This window comes from Collinsella aerofaciens (genome assembly GCF_040926265.1).
Classification (GTDB): domain Bacteria; phylum Actinomycetota; class Coriobacteriia; order Coriobacteriales; family Coriobacteriaceae; genus Collinsella; species Collinsella aerofaciens_BB.
On the sequence record NZ_JBCOIL010000003.1, the window covers coordinates 63149 to 83720 of the forward strand.

Below are 20572 nucleotides of genomic sequence, written 5' to 3' on the forward strand. Positions count from 1 at the left end.
CTTTGAGCCTTAAGGTTTATCGCGGGCGTACGCTTGCCCGCAGTCAGGCGCTGCAGCTGCTGTTCCAGGCCGAGGCCACGGACAGCCCGCTCGAGCGCGTCCTCGAGGGTGATTTCCTGATCTCGAAGGGTCCCCTCGACCCCTATGCGCTGGAGCTGTGCCGCGGTGCCTACGAGCATATCGACCGCATCGACTGCGCTCTGCGCTCCGTTGCCAAGAACTGGGATCTTATGCGCATGCCCGGTGCCGACCGCAATCTGCTGCGTATCGCCGTTTACGAGATGCGTTTCCTCACCGACGAGGAGGTCTCGGACGCCATCGTGATCAACGAGGCCGTCGAGCTTGCCAAGGCCTATGGCACCGACCAGTCCGCGTCGTTCGTCAACGGCGTGCTGGGCAAGATCGCTCGCAGCGAGGAGCTGCCGGGCGAGGACCTATACCAGGAGCTGCTGGCCGAGGATCGCGCTCGCGAGGAGGCACAGGCTGCCGAGGCTGCCGCTAAGGTTGCGGTTGCCCAGGCTGAGGCTGGTGTGTTGGCCGAGGATGCGGACGCTGCTGAGGCCGTCGAGGCCGACTCCGTCGAGGAGTAGCCATGCCAGAGGGTTCTGTCCGTAACTTTGATGAGATTTCGGACCGTCTGGATCAGATCATCGCTACCGTTCGCTCCAAGGATACCTCCTTGGAGCGTTCGCTCGATTTGTTTGACGAAGCGATTGAGCTGGGCTCCCGCGCGGTCGATATGGTCGACAAGTTTGAGTTGACGCCGCGTGAGGCCGACAAGCTCGAGCAGGAATACGATGAGGATGCGGCAAACGAATCCCAGGATAGCTAGGCCGCATCTCCGGATACGAATGGTTGATGGCATTCATGAAACGCGTGCGTCTTGATGACGAACTGATTTCACAGGGCATCTGCGCCGATCGCGCGGATGCCCTTCGCACTCTTATGGCCGGCTTGGTCTCGAGTGGCGGTGAGCGCTTGACTTCGCCGGGCCTTAAGGTGATCCCGGGGCTGCCGCTGCATGTGAAGGGGCGCATTCCCTATGTTGGCCGCGGCGGTCTTAAGCTCGAAGGCGCGCTTGATGCGTTTGGCATCAATCCGACGGGCCTTGCCTGTCTGGATGTGGGCTGCTCTACCGGCGGCTTTACCGATTGTCTGCTCAAGCGCGGAGCTGCGACCGTTGTCTCGGTGGACGTGGGTCGCGCCCAGTTCGATTGGTCGTTGCGCCAGGACGATCGCGTGACGCTGCATGAGCGCACAAACGTGACGCAGCTGCCTGAGCTTGGCTATGCCGGCACTATCGACCTGGCTGTGTGTGATGTCTCGTTTACCAGCATCGCGAACATTATCGATGCGGTACTGGCGTGCCTGGCGCCTACGGGTGCATTCTGCACGCTCGTAAAGCCGCAGTTTGAGGCTCCGGCGGCGCTGGTGGGCGAGGGCGGCATTGTGACCGATCCCGCCGTGCGCCGCGATACACTCGTGGCGGCGGTTGAACTCTTTGCTGCCAAGGGCCTGTTCCCGGTCGATGTGTGCGTGTCGCCCATTCATGGTGCCAAGGGCAACGTTGAGTTTTTCCTGTACGGCACGAGATTTGACCCCGGCGATCGCTCGCAAGACGAGCTGCAATCCCAGGTATCGGTTATGAGCGAGAAAGCTGCAACGCTATGAAGGTCTTTCTGGTTCCCAATTACTACAAGCAAGAGGCGGTCGAGAGCGGCCTGATGCTCGAGCTTTGGCTGACTCGCCAGGGCTATGAGGTCGCATGGGCTGCCGACCAGCGATCCAAGATTCAGAGCACGCCTGATATTGACGGCTCCGATCTGGTCATTACGCTCGGCGGCGACGGTACGTTGCTGCGCGCTGCCCGCATCCTCAACCATCGTGAGATTCCTATCCTCGGTCTTTCCTATGGTCACCTGGGCTTTCTAACTGCTGCGAGCCCCGAGGAGCGCGACATCCTGCAGGTCGTGAGCGACGCCCTGTCCGGTGAGCTGCACGTGAGCCGTCGCGCCACCATCGCCGCGGATATCGTGTCCGTGCGCGAAGACGGTACGAAGGATGTCGTGCGCACCTTCGCCCTCAACGACATGGCGCTTACCCGCGGTCCGCTGTCCGATATGGTCGAGTTCGACATCACGGTGTCCGGCCATCATATCGACCGTCTGCGTGGCGACGGCGTGGTCGTGTCCACGGCGACTGGTTCTACGGGTTACGCGCTCAGTGCCGGTGGCCCCATCGTGAGCCCCGACTATACGGGCATGGTCTGCGTACCCATTGCGCCGCACACCATTCAGGCTCGTGCCTTTTTGACCTCGCCGAGTGATGTCGTCGAAATCTTTATGTCCGATGATCGCCCGAGCGTTCCGGCGATCGCTATCGATGGACAGTTTATTACCTGCGATGGCACCGTTGAGAGCGTGGCGGTGCGCCGCGGGCCCGGAGATGTGTTGCTGCTGGATTACGGCCCCGAGAGCTTCTATAACTCGGTGAGCCGCGTATTCTACGGAGTCCGTCATGATCGATGAGCTGCAGGTTTATAACATTGCACTCATTCGCGAGGCGACGCTGGTGCCGAGTGCCGGCCTGACTGTCCTGACTGGCGAGACTGGCGCCGGCAAGACCGCGCTGCTCTCGGCCCTCAAGCTAATTTTGGGCGAGCGTGCGGATTCGTCGACGGTGCGCGAGGGCGAGGCACTGGCGAGCGTCGAGGCGCGACTCTTCGACGGGCCGCACGACACGGAGGGGTTCACCGTACAGCGCAGCCTTTCTGCCGAGGGCCGCAGCCGCGTGAAGATTGACGGTCGCATTGCCAGTGTGCGCGAGCTTTCGGAGCGCGTCGGCGTGATGATGGATCTGTGCGGCCAGCACGAGCACCAGCGCTTGCTCGATCCGGCGCATCACGTTGCGATGGTCGATGCCTGGGCGGGACGCTCTGCGCTCGAGGCGCTCGAGCACTACCGTGCTTGCTTTAAAGCCTCGCGCGCGGCTGCCAAGGAGGTCCGTCGCGTCGAGGAGGCCTCACGTGCGCGGGGGAGTCGCGTCGAGGAAGCGCGCTTTGCGCTCGAGCGCATCGGCGAGGTCGACCCCAAACCGGGCGAGTATGAGGAACTCGAGGAACTGCTGCCGCGCTCCGAACATGCCGAGGTACTGGTTGCCACAGCTAACGATGCCCATGCATCGCTTGCCTCCGAAGGGGGAGCGCTCGACGCCGTGAACAGCGCCGTGGCAGAACTTTCCCGAATGGCTACCGTCGATCGCAAACTGGGCGACATTGCCGATGCGCTTTCGGATGCCTGTATCTCACTTGAGGATTGCGCGAACGAGCTTCGTGCCTATCGCGATGGCGTCGCCTTCGACCCGCGCGAGCTCGCTCGCATGCGTGAGCGGTATTCCGACCTCAAGGGCCTGTTGCGTCAGTGGGGCCCCACCATGGACGATGTTTTTGCCATGCGCGATCGCTCGCAAGAGCTGCTGTCCCTGGTCGATGATGGCGATGAACAGATCAAAAAGGCGCGTGAGGCACTCGGGAGCGCTGAGCGCGAGTTGTTTGCCGCTGCCAAGGCACTTAAGCGCGCCCGCAATACGGCGGCCCCGCGCTTCTGTTACGAGGTTGGCCGCCAGATGGCTCGCCTGGAGATGGGCGGCGCCGAGCTCGTCTGGGAGTCGCGCGATCTTCCCCGTGCTGAGTGGACGCCCGTTGGTCCTTCGAGCTACGAGCTGCTATACCGCAGCGGTGCCGGTTTGACTCCACGTCCCCTGCGCCGCATTGCGTCGGGCGGCGAGCTCAGCCGCGTCATGCTGGCAAGCAAGGTTGTCCTCGGTAACGCGGACGGTGTCGATACGCTGGTGTTTGACGAGGTCGATGCTGGCGTCGGTGGCTCCACGGCGCGTGCGCTCGCGGGCGTGCTGGCAGATCTCGCCGCTACGCATCAGGTGATTGTCGTAACCCACTTGGCGCAGGTCGCCGTCATGGCTGACAAGCATTATGTCGTCAGCAAGGAACCGGGCGATGTTCCCCAGACGCATTTGGACGAGGTAACCGGTGAAGCGCGTACCGCCGAGATCGCCCGCATGTTGAGCGGCGATCAGTCCGAGGCAAGCTTGGCCCACGCGAAGCAGATGCTCGAAGAAGCTCGAGGTTAGGTCGTATCAGCGGTGTTGGTGGGACAAAATGGACTGAAATTTTTGTCCCACTACGCGTTTTACTCAACGACCTTATCCGGCTGGATGAGCTCCTCGTAGTAGCTGATATGCTCGCGAGCGTCTTCAATCTCGGGCAGCAGGAAGTTGTAGATGACTTCGATGATCATCGTGGCGCTGATCTTAGAGAACGCAAAGTCGCCCGTTGTCAGCAGCGCTTCGTGGTTGACGGTGTTAAAAGTGTAGTCTGCCAAGCGCGCGAGCGGGGATTTACTGTCGCTGCTGATGACGACTACGGTTGCGCCGCAGTTGTGAGCCGCTTTTGCCATGCGATTCAGTCGGCGCGATTTGCCAGAGTTTGAGATTAGCACGATGACGTCACCCGGGCGTAACGTGAGCGCAAAGCCGATTGATGTCTCGCTAATGGTGCTCGCCATGCAGCGCAGGCCCAGCTGCGAAAACTTAAACGTCGCATCGAGCGCGACCGCGTTCGTATTGCCCACGGCGGCGAACTCAATAACGCCGGCATTCTTAAGCGCGTGTACAACTGCGGCCAACGCGTCGTGATCTATGCCGTCGATGGTCGCATTAAGCTCACTCACCTTGGCGGCGAGGATATTTTTTAGGCTCTGCTCCATATTGTCGAGCGAGACCTCGTCAGTCAGGCCCTCGTTACGCTGGCTTTCCAAATCCCTCGCCAACGAAAACTGAAAGCTGCGGAAGCTACCAAAGCCAAGCTTGCGGCAGAAGCGCGAAACGGTCGCCTCGGACGTGGCGGCGGCGCGCGAGAGCTGAGCGGCCGTGAGGCGTGGCGCCTCGGACTGGTGCTCCAATATATAGTCGACAATGCGCTGCTCGGACTCGCTGTATCCCTGATGGGTGCTAATGAGGGAAAGTGCGCTCTTGCTACTATCGGTCATGGATGGCTCCTGGTTGGCATGAAAATCTAATTTACTACGCCATGCCATAGTATACGGGCATTTTCAATTACAAGATACACCTTGCCGTTTCAAGTGTTGATGGTAAACTTTCACTTACCGTTTACGGTTATGAAAGAACCTTTCACCGGAGATTTGCACCTTAGCTCTTCTCACGCGGACGGTAGGTTGGTATCTTTCAGTTGTGGAAAAACGCGCATCGAAGCGCGTGTAGGGGAGCGCCCGCGGGCGCTGTACTCAAGAAGGAGGGACACATGGCTAAGTTTGACATCATCGCCGCGACCGGTTGCCCGACCGGCATTGCGCACACCTTCATGGCGAAGGAGGCGCTGGAGAAGGCTGCTGCCGAGCGTGGTCTGACCATTAAGGTCGAGACACATGGCCAGGTCGGTGTCGAGAACGAGCTCACCAAGAGTGAGATCGCTGGTGCCAAGGCCGTCGTCGTCGCAGCCGATAAGGATGTCCAGGCTGAGCGTTTCGCCGGCAAGCCCATGGTTTCCGTCGGTGTTTCCAAGGCCCTGTCCGTCGAGGCCGCCGGAAAGCTGATCGACCGCGCGCTCGCCGCCAAGGGCGACGACACGGTTGGCGCTGCCGCCGATGTCGAGGACGAGGTCGAGGAGAAGGAGTCCATCGGTCACGTCATCTACAAGCACCTCATGAACGGCGTCAGCCACATGCTGGTCTTCGTCGTTGCCGGTGGTGTTCTGACCGCCATTTCGTTCCTGTGGGGCATCACGTCCTTTGATTCGACGGCTGCCGACTACAACAGCTTTGCCGCGATGCTCAAGATTATCGGCGGTATCGCCATGAACCTCATGGTTCCGGTGCTCTCCGCTTACATCGCCGAGTCCATCGGCAAGCGCCCGGCGCTCGTCCCCGGCTTTGTTGCCGGTATGATTGCCATCCAGGGTCTTCCCATCAACGCCGATACCGGCATGATCGACGCTGGAGGCTCGGGTGTGGGCTTCGGCTTCCTGGGCGGCATCGTCGGCGGCTTCCTCGCTGGCTATGTCATCCTGCTGCTCGAGAAGGCTTTCTCTAAAATTCCCGCGAGCCTTAATGGCCTGAAGGCAATCTTCCTGTATCCGCTGTGCTCTACCGCCATCGTCGGCCTGGTCATGCTCGGTATTTCCGGCCCCATGGCTGCCATTAACCAGGGCATGATGGATTTCCTGCAGAGCCTCGGTAACTCCGGTCCGGTGATCCTTGGCCTGGCCATCGGCTGCATGTGCGCCTTTGATATGGGCGGCCCGGTCAACAAGGCTGCTTACGCTACTGGCACCTTCCTGCTCGGTACCGCTCTCGAAGCTGGCGTCGGCACCGAGACCTACAACTTCGGCACCAACTTCATGGCTGCCGTTTCCGCCGCTTGCATCGTTCCGCCGCTGATCACCACCTTCGCCGTCGTTGTCGGCAAGAAGTACTTCAGCCAGGAGGATCATGACGCCGGTATCGTCAACCTCATCCTTGGTTGCACCCACATCACCGAGGGCGCCATTCCGTTCATGACCAAGAACATCTGGCCCGTCATGCCCATCATGATGCTCGGTTCTTCCATCGCTTCCATCTTGACCATCTTCTTCAACGTTCACGATCCGGCGCCTCACGGCGGCTTCCTGGTCCTGCCTGTTGTCGAGAACGGTCCGCTGTGGGTCCTCGCGATCCTCATCGGCGCTGTGGTCGGTGGCATCCTGTTCGTGGCCTTCAAGAAGTACGACTTCGAGAAGAATCAGAAGGCCGCTCCTGTAGCCAAGCCCGTTGAGGCCCCCAAGGCCGCTGCCGTCGAGGCCCCCAAGGCCGAGGCTGCCGACTTCGTGAAGGTCGAGAATGTCTTTGCCGCCGAGGACTTCGCTTCTCGTGACGAGGCTCTGAGCTTCGTTTCCAACCAGGCCGTCAAGGCAGGTATCGCCAGCGACGCCGACGCCGTGATGAACGCCTTCCTGGCTCGCGAGGCCGAGGGCACCACGGGCATGATGGAGGGCTTCGCCATCCCGCATGCCAAGTCCGACGCCATTACCGAGGCTGCCGTCATCGTCGTTAAGGACGAGTCCGGCGTGACCGGTTGGGACACCATGGACGGCGCTCCCGTTAACGTGGCTATCGCCCTGCTCATCCCGGGTGCCCAGGCTGGCACCACGCACCTCAAGATCCTGTCCAAGGTCGCCGAGGCGCTCATGGACGAGGACTTCCGTGCCACCGTCAAGGGTTCCACCGACGCCGCCGAGATCGCCAAGACGATCAACGCCCGCCTGGTCTAATCCCCCAGCCCGCGAATAACATCGCCCCCTGTATATAAGGCGGAGTCCCTCTCCAGGGCCTCCGCCTTTTTCGAATCAGAGAACGCATCGGTTATCCCATCAGCCAGAATGCCTTTCAGCCGACATTACTCTGGACCGACCGTGTTTCCGCAGCTTGCTCGCCCACAGGGGCCCGTGCGCGGCCTGTGAGATTTATTGCGAGTTCCGCTCGAGCCGAAGAGCACTTAATGTGCTCTTCGTGCGAGCAGGACTGTAGAGCAGGAAATCTCACAGGCCGCGCACGGGCCCCTGTGGGCGAGCAAGCGGACGACAAACACATCCGTCCAATAATTCGTGCGAAACATAATGAAAAACAGTTTGATGTGAGTTAATATAAACAACGTCGTGAATATGGCTCCTGTCGCATGGTCGACAGGGGTTAAACACAAAAAAGGAGTCAATTATGGTTTCTGAGAAGGCTACCCTCGTTAATCCTCAGGGTCTTCACATGCGTCCTGCTGGCCTCTTCGCCTCCACCATGGGCAAGTACGCCTGCGACGTGACGGTCGTCACCCCCGAGAAGGAGGTCAACGGCAAGTCCCCGATGGCCCTCATGGCTGCTGGTATCCCCTGCGGCACCGAGGTCGAGGTCAAGTGCGACGGCGCTGACGAGGCCGAGGCTCTGGCTGCTGCCATCGAGCTCATCAAGAGCGGTCTTGGCGAGTAGAACTCAAACGGGTCGCATGTTGAACAACTAAGTTCATATTTGGGAGCGCAGTGACCTGTTTTAAGGTAGCTGCGCTCTTTTGTCATGGATATGGCAAAACGCTTTATCACATGACACGGAGAGAGGAATGGGAATGTATCAGGGAGTCAACGCTTCCGAGGGCATCGGTATCGGCACCGTCATGGTCGCCGTCGATCCCGACTTGACGTTTGAGCCGCATGAGGTTGCTGATTCGGCAGCAGAGAAGGAGCGCTATCAGTCCGCTCTTTCGGTCTTCTGCGAGAAGACCCAGGCTCAGGCCGACCACATGAAGGAGACGGTGGGCGAGGCCGAGGCCGAGATCATGAGCGGACACATTGTCCTGGCTCAGGACCCGGGCATGACCGACGCCATCAACGCCGCCATTGACGGCGGCACCTGCGCCGAGCAGGCGCTCATGGACACCTCGACCATGTTCGAGAACATGTTCCTGTCCATGGACGACGAGATGTTCCGTCTGCGCGCGGCCGACATCGCCGACATCCGCACCGGTATTCTGGCCGAGCTGCTGGGCAAGGAGGTCGTCGACCTCTCCGTCCTGCCCGAGAACACCGTCGTTGTCGTGCACGACCTTACGCCGTCCATGACCGCCACGATCGATAAGGCCCACGTTGCCGGTATCGTCACCGAGACCGGTGGCCGCACGTCGCACTCCGCGATCATCGCGCGCGCCCTCGAGATCCCGGCTGTCCTTTCGGTTTCCAACAGCTGCACCGCGCTGCGCAACGGCATGACCGTTGTCGTCGACGGTGGCAAGGGTATCGTCGAGGCCGATCCCAATGAGGAGACGCTCGCCGCCTACACCGCCAAGGCCGAGGCCTTCGCTGCCGAGAAGGCGGCCCTCGAGGCCTTCCGCGGCAAGCCGTCCGTTACTGCCGATGGCATCAAGAAGATCATCGCCTGCAACATCGGTAACCCCGATGACGTGCCCAACGCGCTCGATCACGACGCCGAGGCCATTGGTCTGTTCCGCTCCGAGTTCCTGTTCATGGACTCTGCTGAGCTTCCTTCCGAGGAGGAGCAGTTCAACGCCTACCGCAAGGTCGCCAGCGCGCTCAAGGGCGCTCCGGTCATCATTCGTACGCTTGATGTGGGCGGCGACAAGGAGATCCCGTACCTGCACATGGTCAAGGAAGACAACCCCTTCATGGGCTTCCGCGCCGTGCGTTACTGCCTGGCCAATCCCGACCAGTACAAGGTCCAGCTTCGCGCTCTGCTGCGCGCCAGCGCCTTCGGTGACGTCAAGATCATGATCCCGCTCGTCACCTGCGTCGAGGAGGTCGTGGCTGTCAAGGAGCTCGTCGAGCAGTGCAAGGCCGAGCTGACCGAAGAGGGTCGCAAGTTCAACGAGAACATCGAGGTCGGCATCATGGTTGAGACGCCTGCCGCCTCTCTCCTCGCTGACCGCCTGGCCAAGGTCGCCGACTTCTTCTCCATCGGCACCAACGACCTGATCGGCTACACCATGTGCGCCGACCGTGGCAACGACACCATCTCCAACCTGTACCAGGTGTACTATCCCGCCGTGCTCCGCTCGCTCAAGAACATCATTGAGAGCGGCGTGAAGGCCGGCATCATGGTCGGTATGTGCGGCGAGGCCGCTGCCGATCCGCTGCTTGAGCCGCTGCTGATCAGCTGGGGCCTGGAGGAGTTCTCGATGAGCGCTCCGTCGATCCTGCGCGCCCGCAAGACCATCAGCCAGTGGACCAAGGCCGAGTGCGACGAGCTCGCCGAGAAGGCGCTCGCCTGCAACACCGCCGCCGAGGTCAAGGCACTGCTCGAGTCCGCAGCTCGCTAATTTGGTATCAGAGGTAACCGCGTGGTTGGAATGGGCCGGCCACGCGGCCCTCACATATACAGGGGGTACTGTAAATGTTCTACACGCTAACCGCTAACCCGGCTGTCGACATGACGGTTTCGAGCTCCCCGCTCGAGCCCGACGAGAACGTCCGCACCGGCTCGGCCAGCTACACGGCTAACGGCAAGGGCCTCGATGTGTCCTTCGCCTTTAAGAAGATGGGCGTCGACACCGTCGCGCTCGGCTTCTTCGCCGGATTCACGGGCAAGTTTATCGTCGAGGAGGTCATGAACCTGGGTTGCCTGTGCCGCCCGGTCTGGACCGACGGCATCACGCGTATCAACACCTACGTCAACGATGGCCAGCACGAGTACGGCATCCTGAACCCCGGCGCCCCGATTACGCCGGAGCACCAGAAGGAGCTCTACAACATCCTGGACACCGCGGGCGATCTTGAGTGCCTGATCGTCTCCGGTTCCGTGCCTCCCAAAGCTACGCCCGACTTCCTGGCTCAGGTCATGGAGCACGCTCAGGCTCGTGGCGCTGATGTCGTCCTGGACCTGTCCTCCGACAAGCTCAAGGAGCTCGCTCACAAGAAGCCGCTGCTCATCAAGCCGAACCATCACGAGATGAAGGCCATCTTCGGCGTGCCGGTCGACACCGACGACGAGGTTCGTGTCGCCATGAAGATGGCTCACGACGCTGGCGTTCAGAACGTGCTGCTCACCCGTGGTAGCCGCGGCGACGCTTACTTCTCCAACGGCGAGGACATCTGGTACGCCAAGCGTGAGTTCAACATCAAGCTGGTCTCTTCCGTCTGCGCCGGCGACTGCACCCTCGCTGCGTTCCTGCACAAGTGGTACAGGGATCGCGACAACGTCGAGGAGGCCATGAAGCTCGCTATGGCCACCGGCGCCAACGTTGCCGAGTCCGTCGGCATTGGCGACTTTGGTCACGTCGACGAGTACAGCAAGCGCGTTGCTGTCCGCAAGCTCGATCGTCAGTAATCGAAACGCGACATATTCGTGCACATGCGGCGCCCCGGTTTCGGCCGGGGCGCCTTTTTTGTTCCGTCATGGGGGAGAGATGTTCTGCCGTACTTCATCGCTTCCACACCGTTCGCCGAGTTGTCCTAGCCTTTTACCGATGGGTGGAATATACTTTCATCAACACGTTGCTTCGTGAAAGGAACATTCATGATTTACACGCTCACTGCAAATCCTGCCATTGATTACAACATCGCCTGCGACGGCCTTGACGCCAACACCGTCACGCGTACCCGCAATGCCGTCTACACGCCCAACGGCAAGGGCCTCAACGTCTCGTTTACGCTTGACCACTACGGTGTCGACACCACGATCTTGGGTTTCTTCGCCGGCTTCTCGGGTGAGTTTATCGTTAAGGGCGCCGAGGCCCTGGGCGTGCCCGTCAAGCCCGTGTGGACCGACGGCATCACGCGCGTCAACGTGTTCCTCAATGCCGGCCCCGACACCGAGTACAACATGGTCAACGCCGGTGCCGCCATCAACGAGGCTAACGAGCAGGAGATGTTTGAGCTCATCGATTCGCTCGATGACATGACCTGCCTGGTCATCAGCGGCTCGCTGCCTCCCAACACTTCCGAGGGCTTCTTGGCCGAGGTCCTGCGCCGTGTCAAGGCCAAGGGGGCCGAGTTCGTCCTCGACATCTCGAGCCATCAGCTGGCAGACCTCATTGCTCTGGAGCCACTGCTGATCAAGCCCAATGACGATGAGCTGCTCGACATCTTTGGCATTAAGGTGAGCGGTGGCGACGATGAGTCCGTCAAGGGCGCTATGGCCGAGCTTCATACCAAGGGCGCCAAGAACGTGCTGCTGACCCTTGGTGGCGCCGGTGCGTACTTTTCCAACGGCGAGCACATCTGGTTTGCCAACCGCACCTTTGAGGTCAAGCTGCTGTCGACGGTGTGCGCCGGCGATTCCTCGCTCGCTGCCTTCCTGTCCGTGTGGCACGACGCCCCCGAGCGCGTCGAGGACGCTCTGCGCCTTTCGATGGCTACCGGCGCCAACGTGGTCGAGTGCCCGGGTCTGGGCGACTTTGCCAAGGTGGACGAATACAAGAAGAACATCGAAGTTCGCCAGGTCTGCTAGTTTCGGCACCTCGCCTGAATAGTTCGATTAATTCGCATCCGTCTTAAACCAAGACGGATGCGTTTTTGTTTATCGGACTTGCGTGTGCAGTAGAGGCTGTTTCTTGCTAGACTTCTTGCAGATGCAATCGATAGCCAATTTGATAGTCGCAGGAGGCCATAGGCATGTGCAATGTTTCGCTCAACGGTACGCAGCCGACCGATGCCTCCATCCGTGTCCTACGCGCGCTTGAGGCGGCTGGTCTTGAGGCTTGGTACGTAGGCGGTTGGGTACGTGATGCCCTGATGGGGCGCCCCAGCCACGATGTGGACATGTGTTGCAGCGGCCTGTGGCAGGAGTCCAAGGCGGCGCTCGAGGCGGCTGATATTGCCGTGGTTGAGTCGGGCATTAAATTTGGCGGAATCACGGCTATTTCCGATGGCGAGCGTATCGAGGTCACCACGTACCGTCTGGATGGCTTTTACACCGATGGTCGCCATCCCCAGAGTGTGGAGCGTGCCGCCTCGCTCGAGGACGATCTGGCGCGCCGCGACTTTACCGTCAACGCTATGGCCTGGCATCCCGAGCGCGGGCTTGTCGACCGCTACGATGGCCAGGGTGACTTGGAGCGCAAGCTGATTCGCGCTGTCGGCGATCCCAGGCGTCGCTTTAACGAGGACGCCCTGCGCATGTTGCGTGCGGTGCGCTTTGCCTGCCGCCTGGACTTTTTGATTGAGCCCGAGACTAAGCGCGCGCTTGCCGAGTGCGCGCCGCTGCTCGATGCCGTGGCGCGTGAGCGTGTGGGTATTGAGCTCGAGGGCATTCTTTCAACCGGTCATGGGGGAGACGCGATGCTCCGCTATCCCGAGCTCATCTGCGCCGCCGTGCCCGAGTTGGCAGCGGGTCGCGGGTTTGATCAACGCAGTGTCTATCATGCGTTTAACGTCTACGAGCATATCGCCCGTGTGCTGACGGTGGCGGGGGAGCTCGCGCTGTGTGACGGCGTCGCGCCCTCGTCGAGCCTTATGTGGGCGGCGTTTTTGCACGATGTGTCCAAGCCCGAGTGCTTCACGGTCGATCACGCCGGCAGCGGACACTTCTACGGTCATCCAGAGCTCGGCGCCAAGAAGGCGCGCGTCATTATGGATCGCCTGGCGCTCTCGCACGACTTGGTGCGCGACGTGTGCCTGCTCATCAAATACCATGACAAGCCGCTGCGCCCCGAGCGTTCCTGTTTGCTCAATATGATGCGCTTGCTTTCGGGCGAGGGTTTCGACACTCCGCGTTTGATTGACGAGCTCATGGACCTTAAACGTGCCGATACGCTGGGCAAGGCGCCGTCTTGCTTCTATTACGTCGAGACGATCGAGGAGATGCGCGCGCTGGCGCACGAGCTGCTGAAGGCGGGGGAGCCCTATACGCTCAAGATGCTCCCCATCAACGGCGGCGACTTGATCCGTGCCGGCGTTAAACCGGGACCCGAGCTAGGCCAGCTACTCAACGCCGCCCTCGACGCCGTGATCGAAGACAACATTCCCAACGATCGCGAAGCTCTTTTGGTCCATCTCAACTTGAATTAGCTACCCAGTTTACCTGCGTGTTTCATAACCTGCCGACAATTTTTCGGCAATTTGGAATTTCTTCTTGCGCTGACGTTTTTTGTCCCGTAATATATTTCCTCGCAGCACGGCAGTGCAGATGTCATGTGGCCCGTTCGTCTAGCGGTTTAGGACGCCGCCCTCTCAAGGCGGAGATCACCAGTTCGAATCTGGTACGGGCTACCACGCATCTGATACCCGGACTTCCCATGGAAGGCCGGGTTTTTTATTTTAAACAACCGTCTGCAATTCCCGTTTGAACCAGAGCTTTGCGTTCTGTCTATGGTCCTTGCGGGTACAATATCCAAGATATTTTGACTGTTAGAAGGAGTCTCATGACGGAGTCCTCTCAGCATACGTCTAAGCCCCAGGTCGAGGTTGAGGCCTCGGGCGGAGATGACAATAAGAGCGCACGCCGCGGTGCCATCTTTATCGGCGTCGTGCTGGTGGGTTATATCGTCTATCTGGTGGTAACCGGGCAGATGGGGCAGTTCTGGGCCGCTATGTCGAGCGTCCAGGCGTCATGGCTCGTTGTCGCGTGTCTTTGCATGTTCATGTATCTGTTCTTTGGCATTGTGGCCTATGCGATCGCTGTCTGGCTCGACCCCAATTCACCCGTTGGCATTCGCGACCTGATCTCGGTCGAGGCGAGTGGCATCTTCTTTGGCAACCTCACACCTATGATGATGGGCTCGACTCCTGCTCAGATCTACCGCCTGACCAAAGCGGGCCAAAATGTCGGCGAGGCCGGAGCCACGCAGTTCACGCGCTTTATCGTGTACCAGTTTGGACTCGTTGCCTGGGGCGCTATCCTACTGCTTGCTCGCATGCCGTTTTTTGCCGAGCGCTATGGCGACATGACGCTGCTGTGCGTCTTTAGCTTTGGTGGGCACTGCTGCATCTTGCTTGGCATCTTCGCCGTCGCGCTCATGCCTAAGACCGTCACGCGCGTCGCCCATTGCATCATCAATTGGCTCGAGCGCATTGGTGTCTCGGCCACTAAGATTGAGGGTTGGCGCACGTTTGTCGATGGCGAGATCTACTCCTTCTCCGAGAAGTTTAAGCTTTCGGCCGGACATTTTTCTTCCATGCTGCTCACCGTGTTTATCACTATGCTGCAGCTCGCGTTTTTCTATCTGGTTCCGTATTTCCTGATGCTTGCCTTTGGCCACCACGAGGTCGACTTTTTCTCGGTCATGGCCGCGAGCGCCTTTGTCCAGCTGTTAAGCTCTGCGGTTCCCTTGCCCGGTGGAACTGGTGGCGCTGAGGGCGGCTTTGCATTGTTCTTGGGTCATTTCTTCGGTTCGGCTTCGACCGCCGGCTATCTGCTGTGGCGTCTCATTACGTTTATTGCGCCTACCATTTTGGCTGCGCCCCTGCTGGGACTCAAGAGCGCCCACAACGAGAGCATCCATGCGCGCTGGGATCGCGTGATGCGCAAGCTCGGCCGCACGCCTCAGACGCCCTCTGCGCCCACTAAGCCGCACCCCACGAATGCTGTTACCGTTGATCCCAAGAAGCACGCTCAGAAGGCTTCTGGGACCGCAAAGCCGGCTCATAAGGCCTATGTGCGTCAGACAGGAGACGGTATTCGCGTATCTCCGTCGGCACTCAATAAGAAGAAGCACCCTAAGTCGCAGTAGGGCAGTCGTGCGTTCTTCATGATGCGAGGCATATTTGTGCTGTATGGGGGATAATCCTCTTACGTAGATTATCTCTCATCTGTTGATGAATGCTCGCATATCGAAGGGACACGCCCATGGCAACCAGCAAACCGCGTCTTGATCGTCGCATCGTTCGCAGCCGTAATGCCATCCTTTCGGCTTTCGAGCGCCTGCTCATGGAAAAGCCGCTGGCAGACATTACGGTGAGTGCTATTGCGCGCGAGGCCAATGTCGACCGCAAGACCTTTTACGTTCACTTTGGTACGGTTGACGGCCTGCTCGATGCCATTGCCGTCGATGTGGTGGAGATGATTGTCGACTCGGTCGAGAAAACGCTTGCTTCAATGGACGGCGACACCAACGAGCGCGCTCTTGGCGCGGCGGCGACCTTCTTTAAAACCGTTAACGAGGCACTGTGCAACAACTTGGTGCTTAATCGTCAACTTATCGAGAACATTCCGCTCGATGATTTTATGGCTCGTCTTCGTGCGCCGCTCGAGCACGAGATTGCCGAGCGCGATCTGCTGCCTCAAGGTCTCAAGGACGAGATGTTCGACTACTATCTGGCGTTTTTGCTGTCGGGTATTATCGGTATCTATCGCACATGGGCATTGTCTGATGGCTCGGTTCCTATCGAGCGCGTCTCGGAGGTTGCCAACGACCTCACGCTCAACGGCCTTTCGAGTCTGGAATCTCGCTTGGATTAGGCCTAGTTGGGCTCGTCGGCGTGGAAATTCCTGTTCACGAGGTTCTCCGGCGCCTTGGAGACCTCGCCGGCGTAGGAGCTGTAGCCTGAGGATCCTTAAAAAAGTCCAGTTTATCCTTCCCACTCCAATTGGGAATCCTCCGATGCGCCTTCGCACGCTCGCATGACCTCGATACCATGCGAGCGTGCGTACTCGACGAGCTCTGCGTTGCGGGCGTTTATGGTGCCGAAGGCGGCGGGGCACACGATAAGGCGCGCGCAGTGGACGAGGAGCTCTTTGGCGCGGGCTATGGTTTTATCCCCGATCGGCTCGAAGGCGCGCTCGGCCACGCATTCCGTCGCCAGGTCGCGCGCGAGCTCGCAGTCGATGTCCCCTTCGTGCAGAATGCCCGCGTAGAACGCCTTGCCCTGCCGGATGAGCTGGCGAAACACAGCTGACCCCGTACCTGCGCCGGCGATGACGAACGTGTGCGCATCGCCGTGTGGGCGCCCAATTTCCACGCTGCCTAAGCGCTCGTTGAAGGTGCCATGTTGAAGGCCGTAGAGCTCGCCAATCGTCTCGCGCGTGAATATGTCCTCGGGTGCGCCGGCGCGGAAGACCCGGCCGTCCTTCACGCAAATCACCTTGTCGGCGCTTTTCTGCGCGAGCTCGATTTCGTGGATGGACATGATGACAGCAACATTCCGCGATTTCGCAAGGTGGCGAAGTATTCGCAGCAGGTCGATCTGGTAGCGGATATCGAGATACGACGTGGGCTCATCGAGCACGAGCACACGCGGATCCTGCGCGATGGCGCGTGCGAGCATGACGCGCTGGCGTTGCCCGTCGCTTATCTGCATGAAGTCGCGCTCGGCGAGCCCTTCCACATGTGCGGTTTTCATGGCCTCGTCGACCCGATTATGGTCATCGGGCGTGAGTGTGCCCATTCGCCCGGTGTAGGGATGCCTTCCCGCCTCTACGATATCGCGGCAGGTGAGGAGCTCGGTCCGGGGGCGATCTGTCAGCATAACGGCAAGGTTCCTTGCGAACTCCGCCGTCTTCCATCGGGAAATCTCTCGCCCGTCGAGCTCGACCGTGCCGGCATGCGGTGCCAGATGGCGTGTGATTGTTTTCAAGATGGTCGACTTGCCCGAGCCGTTCGGCCCGATGAGCGCCACGACGTCGCCCGCGCGAACCTCCAGATCGACGCCTTCGACTACGACCTTCTTGTCGTAACCCGCCGACAGGTCGCTTATGCGGAAAAGCGGCGCTCCGTCAGCCTGCGTTTCGACCGGGGTTTCGAGGTTCGACTCCCCTCCGAGCGTTTTGGGCTGCGGCACGAATTTCCCCATCTACCTCACCCGCTTCTTCAACATGAGTGCGATAACCACCGGCGCGCCGAAGATGGCGGTGACGGCGCTGATGGAAAGCTCGACGGGGGAGAACAGCGTGCGTGCGATCAAATCGCAGCCCGCGCAGAAGATGGCGCCTCCCAAGAAGCACGCAGGAATCACGCGGATGGGCTTCGACGACTTCAGCGCCGACTTAACGAGATGCGGAACCGCGATGCCTACGAACGACACCGGACCAGCGAACGCGGTCACGCAGGCGGAGAGCATGCTTGCTAGAAGGACGAGCACCACGCGGAAGCGTGCGACGTTCACGCCGACGCTTTTTGCGTAGGCTTCTCCCAGCTGGAAGGCGGAAAGGGGCTTCGATATCGCGAATACGCATGCGCTCACGGTGATCACCACGACCGCGATGACCGCGACGTCGTCCCAGCTCGAACCCGAGAAGCTACCCAAAGACCAGTTGTGCAGGTTCACGATGGACTGGTCGTCGGCGAAGGCGATGAGGAAGTTCGTCGCCGCCGAGCAGATGTATCCCACCATGACGCCCGCCACGATGAGCATGGCCATGGAACTTATGCGCCGTGCGATGAGGAGCACGAAGCCGATGGTGATAAGCGATCCCAGAAACGCTGCGGCCACCATGACCGGCGAGGACATGGCCTGGTTCGCGCCCAGAAGCACGATCATCGTAAGCGCGACGACGAACTTTGCGCCCGAGGAGACGCCCAAGATGAACGGGTCGGCGATGGGGTTGTTGAAAAACGTCTGTAGCAGGAACCCGGAGAGCGAAAGTGCCCCGCCGAGAAGCACGGCTGAAAGCACGCGTGGCAGGCGAATCTCCCAGATGACTTGACTTTCCATGGAATTGGCCGCGCCGCCCGAAAGGATTCCGGGGATGTGGTCTGCGGGCACGAGCACGCTCCCGATGCACAGGTTGGCCCCGACGAGCACGATGAGGGCAACAGCGAGCAGCGCCGTCACGACGCGACACCGCGCGGCGCGCCCCGATTCGTCGTATGTCATGGAAAGTCGACTTTTCATGGTGCTAGCCGAGCTTCCTCAGATAATGGAAGTCGCTCGCGTCATCGCCGGTGAACGCCCCGTGCAGTTCGTCGATAATGTCGGCGGTAGAAGTCATCTGCTGGTACATGTCGGCGCTTGTGACCCAGACGTTGCCGTTCTTCACGGCTTTGAACTGCGACAATAGCGCGTTTTTGCCTACGAAGTCGTTCAAGGTGGCAACCGATTCGTCGATGGTGCCGTTGTAGACGATGATGTCGGCATCCTTCGCCGTCGCGTAGAAGCGCTCCATTTCGAGCGTTACTGACGAACCTGACGTCGACGCCGTCTGCGCGTCATCGAGCGCGTAGTTGCCGCCTGCAAGCTCGATCATCTGCGCCACGTAGTCGCCCGCCCGCCGCGTGACGGCGGCCCCGTTTGAGTTAATGTAGAAATACGCCACGGTTTTACCTGACGACGCGAGCTCCGACGTTTGCTCGACGCGGGCCTTCTGCTCGTTGAACAGGTGCGCGGCCTCGTCTTCCTTGTCGAACAGGACGCCGAAAAGCTTAATCCACTCGACGCGCCCGAGTGCTTCGGGCTCGCTCGACGACTGTTCGGTGAGCACGACGAGCCCGAGTTTCTGCAGCTTTTCCTTCACATCGGGTGCGTGGTTGATCATGGTGTTCTCGATGGCGAGCGTGCAGCCCGAGGCCGATATTCGCTCGTAGTCGGGCGCGCTGTACTTGCCGCCGTAGGCGATCGCCCCACTTTCGAGTGCGCTTTTGAAGCCCGCGACCGAGCAATCGTCGGCCTTCGTGCCCGACATGATGATATTGTCGTTCGCATCGAGCGCGTCGACCAGGCACATCGTCGCCGACGACACGAGGTACACCTTGTCGGCGGGGCGCCTTATGACCGCGATGTCGGAGCTCAACCCATCAGGTACCTTCGCATCCTGCGGCACCACGAGGAAGCGCTCCCCGTTCGAAATGCAGATAAGCCGCAGGCCGCCTTCGAACTCGTCGACAGTGAAGTGCTCGGCGTATTCAAGCTGAAGCGTCCCCGTCGGCTTCCAGCCGCAGCCCAAATCGGCGTTGTGGAAGTCGGCCGCGGCGCTTGAAGCCGTTCCCGCAGGGGAGCCGCCGCTTGCTTCGTCGCCCGATTTCTCCTTCATGGTGGATGAGTCGAAGTGGATCGTGTAGTCGATGGTGTGCGGCGTCGACATGGCGACGGTCTCGGCCGACACGGCGATGTCCTCGTCGAGCGTGACGGGTATCTCGAACGTGGAGTTGCCGCCGTCGTTTACGGGCGCGTAGTCCACGCCGTCGACGGTCATCTTGTCGTAGTTCGAACTCGACCAGGTGATGGTCGCGGTGTAGGTGTCGCCATCCTTCACAATTGTGGTTGGTGAGGCGATGCTTGCGCGCCCTGACCCGCCGGAAAGCGAGACGCTCACAGTGTATTCCTGAGAGCCCGTCGTGCCACCGGTCGCGTTCGGGCTCGCACTGCACCCCGCGAAGGGAAGCGCGAGCAGGGCGACGAGAACGCAGGCGATCGCGCGCGCCGCGATGCTGTGGCGCTTCCTGTTTTCCCCCTTGGGAAGAATCGACCGCATGGCGTTACTTCAGTGCGTCGGCGCGCAGATCGACGCCGGCGGATTCGAATACGAGCGTGCGGTCGTACCACCGCTCCCTTTTAATGCTCCACGCGGCACAGGCGGTGTCCTCGTCGAGCGCTTCAACGGGCACGTCGTAGGTGTACTTGCCTTCCGCGTTTTCCACATAGGGGATGAAGTCGGCCTCGCTCGCGGCGGCAGCCTCGTCGCCCGTGCCCATGAAGAGCTTGCCGTAGCCCGTGCCGGAAAGCGTCATCACGCAGTGCATGGAGCCGTTTTCCACGATGAGCTGGGCGTCCACAATCCTGAACATGTTCGAGCTGGAATCTACGGTGATCGGATAGGTGCCGTCGGCCACCTTGTCGGCGGTGATGGGGGCAGCGCTTGCGCCCTCGGGCGCATCGGCCGCCTGTTCAGTTTTTTCCTGGGAATCGGCATCGCTTGCCTTTGCGCTGTCGATTGAATTTCCGCCGCAGCCGGCGAGCGAGAACGCGAAAAGCGCCGCCGACAGGGCGAAGGCGAGGGTTTTCTTCAACATGGAGGGGTTCCTTTCAATCGCTTCGACCGCCCGCGCCGTGCGGTGGGCGGGCGGGATGCGAATGCAACGGGCATGCGCCGTCAGTCGGGGAAGGCGCATGCCCGTTGCACGGAGACGCGACCGGCGC

At 60.4% G+C, this 20572-nt stretch carries 18 protein-coding genes and 1 tRNA gene; 14 read left to right on the top strand and 5 right to left on the bottom strand.

Annotated features, from left to right (window positions below):
- Positions 1-2: 2 nt before the first annotated feature.
- From nusB to AB5767_RS01455, 5 genes are read left to right on the top strand one after another with little or no spacing between them, the layout of a single operon-like run.
- On the top strand, positions 3-590 hold the full coding sequence (nusB, locus tag AB5767_RS01435) for a transcription antitermination factor NusB (protein ID WP_195503162.1): 588 nt from the start codon (positions 3-5) through the stop codon (positions 588-590).
- Between the two features lie 2 nt (positions 591-592).
- Positions 593-832, top strand: a complete 240-nt coding sequence (locus AB5767_RS01440; RefSeq protein ID WP_006233978.1) for an exodeoxyribonuclease VII small subunit — start codon at positions 593-595, stop codon at positions 830-832.
- Between the two features lie 35 nt (positions 833-867).
- Complete coding sequence (locus AB5767_RS01445; RefSeq protein ID WP_148331517.1) at positions 868-1671, top strand: TlyA family RNA methyltransferase; 804 nt, start codon at positions 868-870, stop codon at positions 1669-1671.
- Positions 1668-2528, top strand: coding sequence for an NAD(+)/NADH kinase (locus tag AB5767_RS01450; RefSeq protein ID WP_035138200.1), 861 nt, complete (start codon positions 1668-1670; stop codon positions 2526-2528). The genes AB5767_RS01445 and AB5767_RS01450 overlap by 4 nt, the downstream gene beginning before the upstream one ends.
- Positions 2518-4146: a DNA repair protein RecN gene (locus AB5767_RS01455; RefSeq protein WP_368132448.1), complete on the top strand. Its 1629-nt coding sequence runs from the start codon at positions 2518-2520 to the stop codon at positions 4144-4146. Before AB5767_RS01450 ends, AB5767_RS01455 begins: the two co-directional genes overlap by 11 nt.
- 59 nt (positions 4147-4205) lie before the next feature.
- On the opposite strand, the gene AB5767_RS01460 is transcribed toward AB5767_RS01455, so the two are convergent.
- Positions 4206-5063: a MurR/RpiR family transcriptional regulator gene (locus AB5767_RS01460; RefSeq protein WP_368132447.1), complete on the bottom strand. Its 858-nt coding sequence runs from the start codon at positions 5061-5063 to the stop codon at positions 4206-4208.
- A gap of 272 nt (positions 5064-5335) precedes the next feature.
- On the opposite strand from AB5767_RS01460, the gene AB5767_RS01465 reads away from it, so the two are divergent.
- From AB5767_RS01465 to AB5767_RS01505, 9 genes are all read left to right on the top strand, one after another.
- Entirely contained in the window at positions 5336-7339 is a 2004-nt protein-coding gene (locus AB5767_RS01465) for a fructose-specific PTS transporter subunit EIIC (RefSeq protein ID WP_368132446.1), read from the top strand.
- 442 nt (positions 7340-7781) lie between these two features.
- Complete coding sequence (locus tag AB5767_RS01470) at positions 7782-8045, top strand: HPr family phosphocarrier protein (protein ID WP_022094575.1); 264 nt, start codon at positions 7782-7784, stop codon at positions 8043-8045.
- Between the two features lie 133 nt (positions 8046-8178).
- Positions 8179-9882, top strand: a complete 1704-nt coding sequence (gene ptsP / locus AB5767_RS01475; protein ID WP_368132445.1) for a phosphoenolpyruvate--protein phosphotransferase — start codon at positions 8179-8181, stop codon at positions 9880-9882.
- Between the two features lie 74 nt (positions 9883-9956).
- On the top strand, positions 9957-10889 hold the full coding sequence (locus AB5767_RS01480) for a 1-phosphofructokinase family hexose kinase (RefSeq protein ID WP_196025308.1): 933 nt from the start codon (positions 9957-9959) through the stop codon (positions 10887-10889).
- A 189-nt stretch (positions 10890-11078) separates the two neighbouring features.
- Positions 11079-12011: a 1-phosphofructokinase family hexose kinase gene (locus AB5767_RS01485; protein ID WP_368132444.1), complete on the top strand. Its 933-nt coding sequence runs from the start codon at positions 11079-11081 to the stop codon at positions 12009-12011.
- 164 nt (positions 12012-12175) lie between these two features.
- Positions 12176-13570 carry a CCA tRNA nucleotidyltransferase gene (locus AB5767_RS01490; protein ID WP_368132443.1) on the top strand — a complete coding sequence of 465 codons (1395 nt, stop codon included), beginning with the start codon at positions 12176-12178 and terminating at the stop codon, positions 13568-13570.
- A 127-nt stretch (positions 13571-13697) separates the two neighbouring features.
- Positions 13698-13774: transfer RNA gene (locus tag AB5767_RS01495), tRNA-Glu, on the top strand.
- Positions 13775-13923: 149 nt separating this feature from the next.
- Positions 13924-15231 (top strand): lysylphosphatidylglycerol synthase transmembrane domain-containing protein, encoded by a 1308-nt coding sequence (locus tag AB5767_RS01500; protein WP_006233965.1) that lies wholly within the window; start codon positions 13924-13926, stop codon positions 15229-15231.
- A 116-nt stretch (positions 15232-15347) separates the two neighbouring features.
- Positions 15348-15959, top strand: coding sequence for a TetR/AcrR family transcriptional regulator (locus AB5767_RS01505; RefSeq protein ID WP_157757975.1), 612 nt, complete (start codon positions 15348-15350; stop codon positions 15957-15959).
- 110 nt (positions 15960-16069) lie between these two features.
- Here the strand turns inward: AB5767_RS01505 and AB5767_RS01510 are convergent, their stop codons facing one another.
- Genes AB5767_RS01510 through AB5767_RS01525 form a run of 4 tightly spaced genes read right to left on the bottom strand, consistent with a single transcriptional unit; the run spans position 16070 to position 20445 of the window.
- Positions 16070-17278 carry an ABC transporter ATP-binding protein gene (locus AB5767_RS01510; RefSeq protein ID WP_368132058.1) on the bottom strand — a complete coding sequence of 403 codons (1209 nt, stop codon included), beginning with the start codon at positions 17276-17278 and terminating at the stop codon, positions 16070-16072.
- A gap of 12 nt (positions 17279-17290) precedes the next feature.
- Positions 17291-18331, bottom strand: a complete 1041-nt coding sequence (locus AB5767_RS01515) for a FecCD family ABC transporter permease (protein WP_368132057.1) — start codon at positions 18329-18331, stop codon at positions 17291-17293.
- Positions 18332-18335: 4 nt separating this feature from the next.
- Complete coding sequence (locus AB5767_RS01520; protein ID WP_368132056.1) at positions 18336-19907, bottom strand: ABC transporter substrate-binding protein; 1572 nt, start codon at positions 19905-19907, stop codon at positions 18336-18338.
- Between the two features lie 4 nt (positions 19908-19911).
- Positions 19912-20445, bottom strand: a complete 534-nt coding sequence (locus AB5767_RS01525; RefSeq protein WP_022094565.1) for a hypothetical protein — start codon at positions 20443-20445, stop codon at positions 19912-19914.
- Positions 20446-20572 lie beyond the last annotated feature (127 nt).